The organism is Salinicola peritrichatus (assembly GCF_003206715.1).
Taxonomy (GTDB): Bacteria; Pseudomonadota; Gammaproteobacteria; order Pseudomonadales; family Halomonadaceae; genus Salinicola; species Salinicola peritrichatus.
The window spans coordinates 1-7,861 of record NZ_PZJU01000089.1; the positions used below are offsets into that span (position 1 = coordinate 1).

The 7,861-nt window shown below is 60.7% G+C and carries 10 protein-coding genes; 3 read left to right on the forward strand and 7 right to left on the reverse strand.

The window, feature by feature from the left end; genetic code table 11:
* Together DOM57_RS21265 and DOM57_RS21270 are read right to left on the reverse strand one after the other, a co-directional pair.
* A partial coding sequence (locus DOM57_RS21265; protein WP_162619629.1) for a transposase family protein occupies positions 1–522 on the reverse strand: 522 nt, incomplete at its 3' end.
* Between the two features lie 12 nt (positions 523–534).
* On the reverse strand, positions 535–1,569 hold the full coding sequence (locus DOM57_RS21270) for a permease (RefSeq protein ID WP_036521543.1): 1,035 nt from the start codon (positions 1,567–1,569) through the stop codon (positions 535–537).
* A gap of 111 nt (positions 1,570–1,680) precedes the next feature.
* On the opposite strand from DOM57_RS21270, the gene DOM57_RS21275 reads away from it, so the two are divergent.
* A complete protein-coding gene (locus DOM57_RS21275; RefSeq protein WP_110651700.1) occupies positions 1,681–1,995 on the forward strand; it encodes an ArsR/SmtB family transcription factor in 315 nt (104 codons plus the stop codon).
* Positions 1,996–2,183: 188 nt separating this feature from the next.
* Here the strand turns inward: DOM57_RS21275 and DOM57_RS21280 are convergent, their stop codons facing one another.
* Both DOM57_RS21280 and DOM57_RS21285 read right to left on the reverse strand, forming a co-directional pair.
* Entirely contained in the window at positions 2,184–2,666 is a 483-nt protein-coding gene (locus DOM57_RS21280) for a hypothetical protein (protein WP_110651702.1), read from the reverse strand.
* On the reverse strand, positions 2,666–3,523 hold the full coding sequence (locus DOM57_RS21285; RefSeq protein WP_110651704.1) for a TatD family hydrolase: 858 nt from the start codon (positions 3,521–3,523) through the stop codon (positions 2,666–2,668). The genes DOM57_RS21280 and DOM57_RS21285 overlap by 1 nt, the downstream gene beginning before the upstream one ends.
* A gap of 190 nt (positions 3,524–3,713) precedes the next feature.
* Here DOM57_RS21285 and DOM57_RS21290 point away from each other — a divergent pair, with 190 nt between their 5' ends.
* The gene (locus DOM57_RS21290; RefSeq protein ID WP_110651706.1) at positions 3,714–5,642 is read left to right on the forward strand and encodes an ATP-binding cassette domain-containing protein; all 1,929 of its coding nucleotides are present in this window, start codon (positions 3,714–3,716) and stop codon (positions 5,640–5,642) included.
* Positions 5,643–5,862: 220 nt separating this feature from the next.
* Here the strand turns inward: DOM57_RS21290 and DOM57_RS21295 are convergent, their stop codons facing one another.
* Positions 5,863–6,318, reverse strand: a complete 456-nt coding sequence (locus tag DOM57_RS21295; RefSeq protein ID WP_110651708.1) for a universal stress protein — start codon at positions 6,316–6,318, stop codon at positions 5,863–5,865.
* Positions 6,319–6,533: 215 nt separating this feature from the next.
* On the opposite strand from DOM57_RS21295, the gene DOM57_RS21300 reads away from it, so the two are divergent.
* On the forward strand, positions 6,534–7,055 hold the full coding sequence (locus DOM57_RS21300; protein ID WP_110651710.1) for a preprotein translocase subunit YajC: 522 nt from the start codon (positions 6,534–6,536) through the stop codon (positions 7,053–7,055).
* 49 nt (positions 7,056–7,104) lie between these two features.
* Here the strand turns inward: DOM57_RS21300 and slyA are convergent, their stop codons facing one another.
* Positions 7,105–7,560, reverse strand: coding sequence for a transcriptional regulator SlyA (gene slyA / locus DOM57_RS21305; protein WP_110651712.1), 456 nt, complete (start codon positions 7,558–7,560; stop codon positions 7,105–7,107).
* Positions 7,561–7,637: 77 nt separating this feature from the next.
* Positions 7,638–7,861: DUF2914 domain-containing protein (locus DOM57_RS21310; protein WP_162619630.1), on the reverse strand; the 224-nt coding region annotated here is incomplete at its 5' end.

The following is a 7,861-nucleotide window of genomic DNA, read 5'->3' on the forward strand; positions in this document are numbered from 1 at the left end:
CAGGTCGAGCAGGGTCCTCTCCTCGATGTTGGTCAGGATGCAGCGGTAGCGCTTGTTCAGGTACAACTCGTCAATGCCGAGAATGCGGGGCGTCTCGAAGCGGTGCCAGCGCCCCAGGAATTCGGCGCGGGCGTTGAAAATGTCGCGTACCGTCTTCTCGTCCAGGCCCGTGGTATCAGCCACGTAGGCGTAGGGGTGATTGAAGGCTTCCTTCTCCACGTACTCATGCAACCGCAGCGTCATGCGGAAGCCGTCCACCATCTCCGGTAGCTGGGGCCTGAAGGTGGTCTTGCAGGCCCGGCAGGTGTACCGGCGACGAACTACCCAGAGGGTGACCCGCTTGCCGTGGATGGGCAGGTCACGATAGGGAACATCACGCTTGCCGAACCGCACGAACTCACCCTGCACGCCGCACCCCTCGCAGGCTACTGGTGTAGGTGCTTCAAGCCGAAAATGTATGTCTTCATTCTGCTCATCAGAATCCACCAACTGGTACCCAGGAAGGCTTAACGAATTAATCATCTCCCGCCTTGATCAGAAAAACAGGTAGGTGGCGTAACCGGCAATCATCGCCATAGCAAAAATGACTGCTAAAAACGCCGCTAAAAGCTTCAGCGTGAACAAAGAGCGCAACAGAATGAGCTCAGTCAGGCTGGCTCCGGCACTGCCGATGATCAACGCTAGCACCGTCCCGGCACCCACGCCTTTGGCCATCAGAGCCGCTGCCAGAGGTATGACGGCTTCAGCGCGAATATACAACGGCACGCCGATGACAGCGGCAACTGGAATGGCAAAGGGATTATCTGGGCCTGCATACTGCTCCAATAAGTCAGTGGGCATGAAACCATAGATCACGCTGCCAATCGCAATACCGATGAGCAGGTAAGGCAACACATCGATAAAGTCCGACCAAGCTTCCCGCCACACACCACTGTACTTCCCTTCTTTCTTAACCGTGACAGTGGGTTGACTGTCACAGCATTCGCTAGACGTAGAGACTGTTGTCTTCCTATCGGCCCCGCAAGAAGCCGTCTTCGGAGTGGTGTCGCAGCTGTTGGTGCCGCAACTCGATGCGGTCGGTGTAGCACCGCACGGGCTTGCTGATGAACTACATCCACTGCTCTCTTGTGTCGCCGTCCGGCGCACATAACGCTCGAAGCCAAGCGTGTGAAGCAGCCATCCGGCACCTACCGCGACCACCAAAGCGGCGAGCACATAGATAGCAGTAAGTGTCCATCCAAACGTGGCAACCAGCAGGCCGACGACGATAGGATTCAGCAACGGAGATGAGAAAAGAAACACCATCATCGGCCCAAAACCGGCCCGTGCCCGAATCAACCCTTTCAACATGGGGATAGTCGAGCAACTACAGAAGGGCGTTATAGCTCCTAAACCAGCAGCAAGAAAATAGCCTCGCTTCCCACTGGAAGTCAGTAACGCTTCCACCTTGGATGGTGGGATGTGACGTTGAAGAACTCCGACCAGCAAGCTAATGCCAATGAATAAAACCGATAGCTCGATAGCGAGAAAGGCGAACATGCCTAGAGCGTCTTGGAGTTGAGGTGACATTCAATATTGCTCCTATATTTCTAGTTTTATCGAAATGATGTGCGCAGCCTACTTGCGTTTATCCGACCTGTCAACTATAATTCTAGAAACATCGAATTATTGGGGCGTGCTATGGATCACGAAAAGGTTGCAGCCAGCTTAGCTGAGCTAGGGAATAGTCACCGACTGTCCGTGTTCCGCTTTCTGGTCAAAGCTGGCCATGATGGGGCTTCGGTCGGAGATATCCAGAAGGGGCTGGGTATTCCTGCTTCGACGCTATCACATCACCTTGCGCGCATGGCCAAGGTAGGGCTGATCCGGCAGGAGAAACATAGCCGCACGATTGTCTGTATACCCGAGTATGGGCACCTAGAGAATTTGATCGGTTTCTTACAAGAGGAATGTTGTGCAGGTGTCCGGATTGCGCATGATCCAGAACCGCTTTGACGCTTGCCCAGCTCTCGCTGTCCTCCCTAGTCAGCATCGCTATGAAGACTCAGGCGAAGGTGGAAACAGAAAATTGGCAGTAGAGTAGGCTGAAGAGGATCAATCAGATAATCCGCTGAGAAAGATTTTCTTCTTTACATCTTTGGCATTTTATCAACCAGAAATTCCGGATACCCTGAATTCGAAGGCTACGCCTGCTGCTCGGCCAGGCGCCGATGCAGATAGAGCATGACCTGAACTTCATGTTCGGGGCGTAGCGGTTCGAGGCCCAGCTCGCCGAACAGTTCGCCGCGGGCGCGGGCCCACTCACCCGGATCGAGATCGGGATAGAGAATTTCCGCGGGTGCGAGTTCGACGAACGGGTCGACGCCGAAATCATTGAACATCAGCGACAGCGCCGCTTCGTCATCCTGGACGCCAGCGGTATAGAGCGTCTGGCTGAAGTGATCGTTCTCCAGCTCCCGTAGTACATCCAGCGGGCTGACGCCGAACTGGCGCAGTTCGTCGAGGCCGTAGCCGCCCAGGGACAGCAACTCGTCATCCAGCCAGTCGTCGTCGGGCTGGATCAGCGTATGCTTGACCTGGCCGTCGGGCAGCGCCCAGGCGATCGCCAGTGGCAGCGAGTTGTCCTCGCCCGTCTCAACGGCAATGAAACCGGGAAATTCCGTCATCAACTGGTCCCCTCGTCGAGTCGGAAGAAGCGCATGGCCGTTTGCGTGGTCTGCCGGGCCAGGTCGGCTTCGCTTTCGCCCCGCCAATAGGCCAGCTCTCTGACTATCCAAGGTAGCAGAGCCGGCTCGTGGCGGCGCCCCTTGATCTTGGCCGGCAGGTTGCGCGGCAGCAGGTAGGGGCAATCGGTTTCCACCATCAGGCGGTTGGCCGGGATATCGGCGACGAACTCGCGCAGGTGATGGCCGCGACGCTCATCGCTGAGCCATCCGGTCTGGCCGATGTGCAGGTCGAGATCGAGATAGCCATGCAGCGTTGCGCGCTCGCCGGTAAAGCAATGCACGACGGCATCGCTCAGGCGATCGCGCCATTCGCGCAGCATTTCGAGCATGCGGCGGCCGGCCTCGCGCTCGTGCAGGAACACCGGCAGGCCGGACTCGGCGGCCAGCGCGAGCTGCGCTTCCAGGGCGCGTTCCTGATCTGCCCGGGGGGAAAAGTCGCGATGGAAATCGAGCCCGCACTCGCCGACGGCGACCACCTGCGGCTCACGCTGCAAGGCTTGCATGGCGCGCGCCATCTCGTCGTCCCATTCGGCGGCATGGTGAGGATGGAGACCCGCGGTCGCAACGAGACCCACAAAGCGTGTCGCCAGTTCGCAAGCCCGGGTTGCGCCATCGAGATCGGCCCCAGTGACTACCAGGGTGGTGACGTTGGCTTCCCGGGCCCTGGCGAGCGTGGCCTCGAGATCGTGCTCGAAGCTTTCGTGGGTCAGGTTGGCCCCGATGTCGACCAGCGGCGCCGGCGAGGCGATGCGCAGGGCATCGGGCAAGGGAGATTCAGCAGTTGGCGTGTCGCTCAAGCGGCACTCCTTTCAGGTCGCCTTAACGGTAAACGCGCATTGTAAGACCCTAGTGGGGCCGGTGCAGCATTGTCTCGATCGGATTCGGTGTCGTTTGCACGCCAAGGTACGATTCGCACACCAAGGTACGATGCGCACATCAAGGTACAATGAGTGTCAATTTCAATGACTGACGATCGCGAGGTCCTACGTGGCTCTGCTACGCCTTGAACAACTGCAACTCGCCTATGGGCATCATGTCCTGCTCGACGGCGCCGATCTGGTGATCGAGAAGGGGGAACGCCTGGCGCTGGTCGGACGCAACGGTACCGGCAAGTCCACGTTGTTGAAACTGATTGCCGGCGACAACCAGGCCGACGATGGCCATGTCTGGCGCGCCCCCGGGCTCAAGATCGGCGTACTGGAGCAGACGCTGCCGGACGCCGATACAGCGACGATCTTCGAGGTGGTGGCGCAGGGCCTGCCTGAAACCGGTGAACTGCTGGCCGAGTATCACCGGCTGGTGGCAATGGAGACGCCCGACATGCGTCGGCTGGAGACGCTGCAGACGCGTCTGGAAGCGCTCGACGGCTGGACGTTCCATCAGCGTATCGACACCGTGCTGACGCGACTGGGGCTTCCCGCCGACGCACCCATGAGCGGCCTTTCCGGGGGCTGGCGTCGGCGCGTGGCGCTGGCGCGGGCGATGGTCTCCGGGCCCGATCTGCTACTGCTCGACGAGCCGACCAACCATTTGGACATCGACACCATTACCTGGCTCGAGGACCAGCTGCTGGCGTTCGATGGCGCCGTGCTGTTCATCACCCACGACCGCGCCTTCCTGTCGAAGCTGGCGACGACGATTCTGGAACTCGATCGCGGTCGGCTCGGGCGCTATCCCGGCGACTACGCGGCCTATCAGGCCCAGAAGGCCCACGAGCTGGAAGTCGAGGCGCGGGAGCGCGCCGAGTTCGACAAGAAGCTGGCCCAGGAGGAAGCCTGGATCCGTCAGGGGATCAAGGCGCGCCGAACGCGTAACGAAGGGCGCGTGCGTGCGCTGGAGAAGCTGCGCGCGGAGCGCTCTCAGCGCCGCGAGCGGCTGGGCAAGGCGTCGTTCCAGGTCGAGAGCGGCGAGCGCAGCGGCAAGCGCGTGGTGGAGCTGAGCCACGTCACGCAGTATTACGGCGAAGCGTGCATCATTCGCGACCTGTCGCTGGAGGTGCAGCGCGGCGATCGCATCGGCCTGATAGGCCGCAACGGTGCGGGCAAGACGACCCTGCTCAAGATCCTGTTGGGCGAGCTGACGCCCAGCGAAGGGAGCGTGCGAATGGGGACGAATCTTTCGGTGGCCTACTTCGATCAGCTGCGCGCGGGGCTCGAGCTGGACAAGAGCGTCTACGACAACGTTGCCCAAGGCAGCGACAAGGTCACCGTCGGCGGCAAGGACAAGCACGTCATCAGCTATCTGCAGGATTTTCTGTTCACGCCGGAGCGTGCCCGCCAGCCGGTCAAGGCGCTGTCCGGGGGAGAGTCCAATCGTCTATTGCTGGCCAAGCTGTTCATCCAGCCCGCCAACGTGCTGGTGCTCGACGAGCCGACCAACGACCTCGATGTCGAGACGCTCGAACTGCTCGAAGAGCTGCTGCTCGATTTCGACGGCACCTTGCTACTGGTCTCGCACGATCGGGCATTCATGGATAACGTCGTCACCGGCGTGCTGGCGTTCGAGGGCGACGGCGCCGTGCGCGACTACGTCGGTGGCTACAGCGACTGGGTGCGTCAGGGCGGTCGGCTGCCGCCGGCGCCCTGGGAGCTGGCCGAGGCGCGCAAGGCCGAGCAGAAGCAGACCGAGCGCGCCGCCACAACGGCGGCGTCCAGCGACAAAGCCAATGGCGAGAAACGGCGACAGAAACTCTCCTACAAGCTGCAGCGAGAGCTGGATGCGCTGCCGGCGACCATCGAGGCACTGGAAGCGAAAGTCGCCGAGTTCGAAGCGCGGATGAGCGAGCCGGACTTCTATCAGCAGGAGAGCGAAGCGGTCACCGCCGCGCTCGAATCGCTGGCGAAGACTCAGGCCGAGCTGGATCAGGCGATGGAGCGCTGGATGGAGCTGGAAGCGATGGCGGAAGGCGAGAGCTGACCTTGCCGGCGGGCTCTAAGGAAACACTGCATAAATGTCTGCGCAGGCGAATCGCTGCGTTGCGCGCTGCTGGAGCGCCAGCCCGGTCAAAATCCTCACCTATACCNNCCCATAGGCTCCGGTTTTTGCGCTGCGTGCGCCTTGCGCTTCATCCTGCTCGCCGATTTATTCAGCGTTCCCCTAAGGTTGGCGCACCGCCCGAGAGCGGTGCGAACCTGGATTACTCTTCGGTTTCGCCATCCTTGCCGACCCGGACGGCCAGCACGTCGCACTCCGCGCCGTGCAGTACGCCGGTCGAGGTGGAGCCCAGCAGTAGCGCAAAGCCGTGGCGACCGTGAGAGCCGACGACGATCAGATCGACATTCTGATCCTTGGCGAAACGCTGGATCTCGGTATCCGGCATGCCGACGACGATGTGCTGATCCTCGCGCGGAATGTCATAGGGATCGGCAATGTCGCCAAGACGCTGGGTCGCGTGTTCGTCCAACTGATCCTGAATGCTGGTCAGATCCATGGGAATGTCGCCGCCGTAGGCAAAGCCCAGCGGCTCCAGGGTATGAATGATCGATAGCTTGGCCTGGTTACGGCGCGCGATCGGGATCGCGCGTTCCAGCACTTTATGAGAATCCTTGGTGAGATCCACGGCGACCAGTACATGGTGATATTCGTTGCTCATCGGAAGCTCCCCCGTCCGGCGAATGAACATGACTAACTGTAAGCGTGGTCCGTGAGCCGCACAATGGCGATTGTCAATACCGGCTGCGGTACACTGCCGCAGCCGATCATCGGCCGTGCTTGGACGCGACGCAACGCTTTGTAACGGTTAGACTGCGCCGTTCGATAGTGGGCTTTAGTCGGATACCGGCCGCAGACTGCGAGGGAGAATGCATTATGGCCGTTCTGGGGTTTCTGCTGGTCGCGGTCCTGCTGGTGCTGTCACCGATGATGTGGCTGCGTCCGAGCCGAGAAGAGTTCTCGAGAGAGCGCCTGCGCCAGCATGCGAAGCACAACGGGGGAGAGTTGAATTTTGCCAAGCCCCCGCTCTCGCAGCCTGATGTCGCCTTGCTCGGCTACCGGCTGCGTTACCCTGGAACGGCGCCGGGCAGCGATTTCGTGCTGGTCAGGAATCGCGTGGCGAGCGAAGCGCTGGAGACGGCAACCGCGCAATGGCGCTGGCGGCAGGCGCCGTTGCCATCGCTGGATGAGTCCCGACTCGAATTGCTCAAGGCCTGGCTCGAAACCTTGCCAGCGGACGTGCTGGTCGTCGAATCGCACGAGCATACGCTGTGCGTGTGGTGGCAGGAGACGATGGAGCTTTCGCGTTTTGAGCGGGAATGGCCGGCGTGGCTGGCGATGCGTGATGTCTTGGCGGGAAGCGGCAAGCGGGCGGAACTGCCTTCGCAACCGCGCTAGGCGTGGGCGATGCCGTCCCTGGCATTCGAGTGCCGGTGAGCCGTGCAGATCAACTCGCCTTGGCTTGTTCTTCCGATTGTCGCTGAAGGTTGAGGCCATTCTTTTCGATACGGTCGAGCATGTTGTCGAACGTATCCATCTCTTCCTGGGTGAAGCCGGCGAGCATCTCGTCGCGGACTTCGTTGACGATAGCCTCGATCTGCTCCAGTAGCGGAGCCGCTTCTTCAGTGAGATGCAGACGCTTGGTACGGCGATCTTCCGAGCACGGGCGACGTTCGATCAGGTTCTGTTCGGCCAACTGATCCAGCGTGCGCACCAACGATGGCGCCTCGACGCCGATGGCCCGGGCCAGATCGCATTGGGCTTGGCCGCCTCCCATCTTACGCAGGTTCCAGAGCGTCACCCAGCGAGTCTGGGTCAGCCCCAGCGGCGCCAAGCGTTCATCGATGACGGCCCGCCAGAGTCGGGGAAGGCGGGCCAGTTTGAAGCCGATATGTTGTGCCATAGCGGATTACCTAAATCGTGAACATCCTAACATTTTCCAAAGCGCCGCAGGATAATGCAAGTCGTGTTCGTTAGCGATTAGTCGCTGCGTTCGCCGCTGTTACCCAACAGATGGCGTATGTTCCAGCCCGGTATGCCGGGTGGTTGATGGATGCGGCCATCCGCCGCCGTGGCATTGTCATCGTCGGCCACCGTGAAACGCAAGCTGCCGATGCGCTGTCCGGTGGCCGTCATCACATCGACCTGCCAGCGGCCGCGGACCTCGCCGGAGAAGTTCTGCTTGTGCGTCCTGAAGTGGACCC

Bases quoted from the DNA above. Each gene is read 5' to 3' on its own strand.
- DOM57_RS21270 (WP_036521543.1), bottom strand. From the start codon at position 1,569: ATGTCACCTCAACTCCAAGACGCTCTAGGCATGTTCGCCTTTCTCGCT.
- DOM57_RS21275 (WP_110651700.1), top strand. From the start codon at position 1,681: ATGGATCACGAAAAGGTTGCAGCCAGCTTAGCTGAGCTAGGGAATAGT.
- DOM57_RS21280 (WP_110651702.1), bottom strand. From the start codon at position 2,666: ATGACGGAATTTCCCGGTTTCATTGCCGTTGAGACGGGCGAGGACAAC.
- DOM57_RS21295 (WP_110651708.1), bottom strand. From the start codon at position 6,318: ATGAGCAACGAATATCACCATGTACTGGTCGCCGTGGATCTCACCAAG.
- DOM57_RS21300 (WP_110651710.1), top strand. From the start codon at position 6,534: ATGGCCGTTCTGGGGTTTCTGCTGGTCGCGGTCCTGCTGGTGCTGTCA.
- slyA (WP_110651712.1), bottom strand. From the start codon at position 7,560: ATGGCACAACATATCGGCTTCAAACTGGCCCGCCTTCCCCGACTCTGG.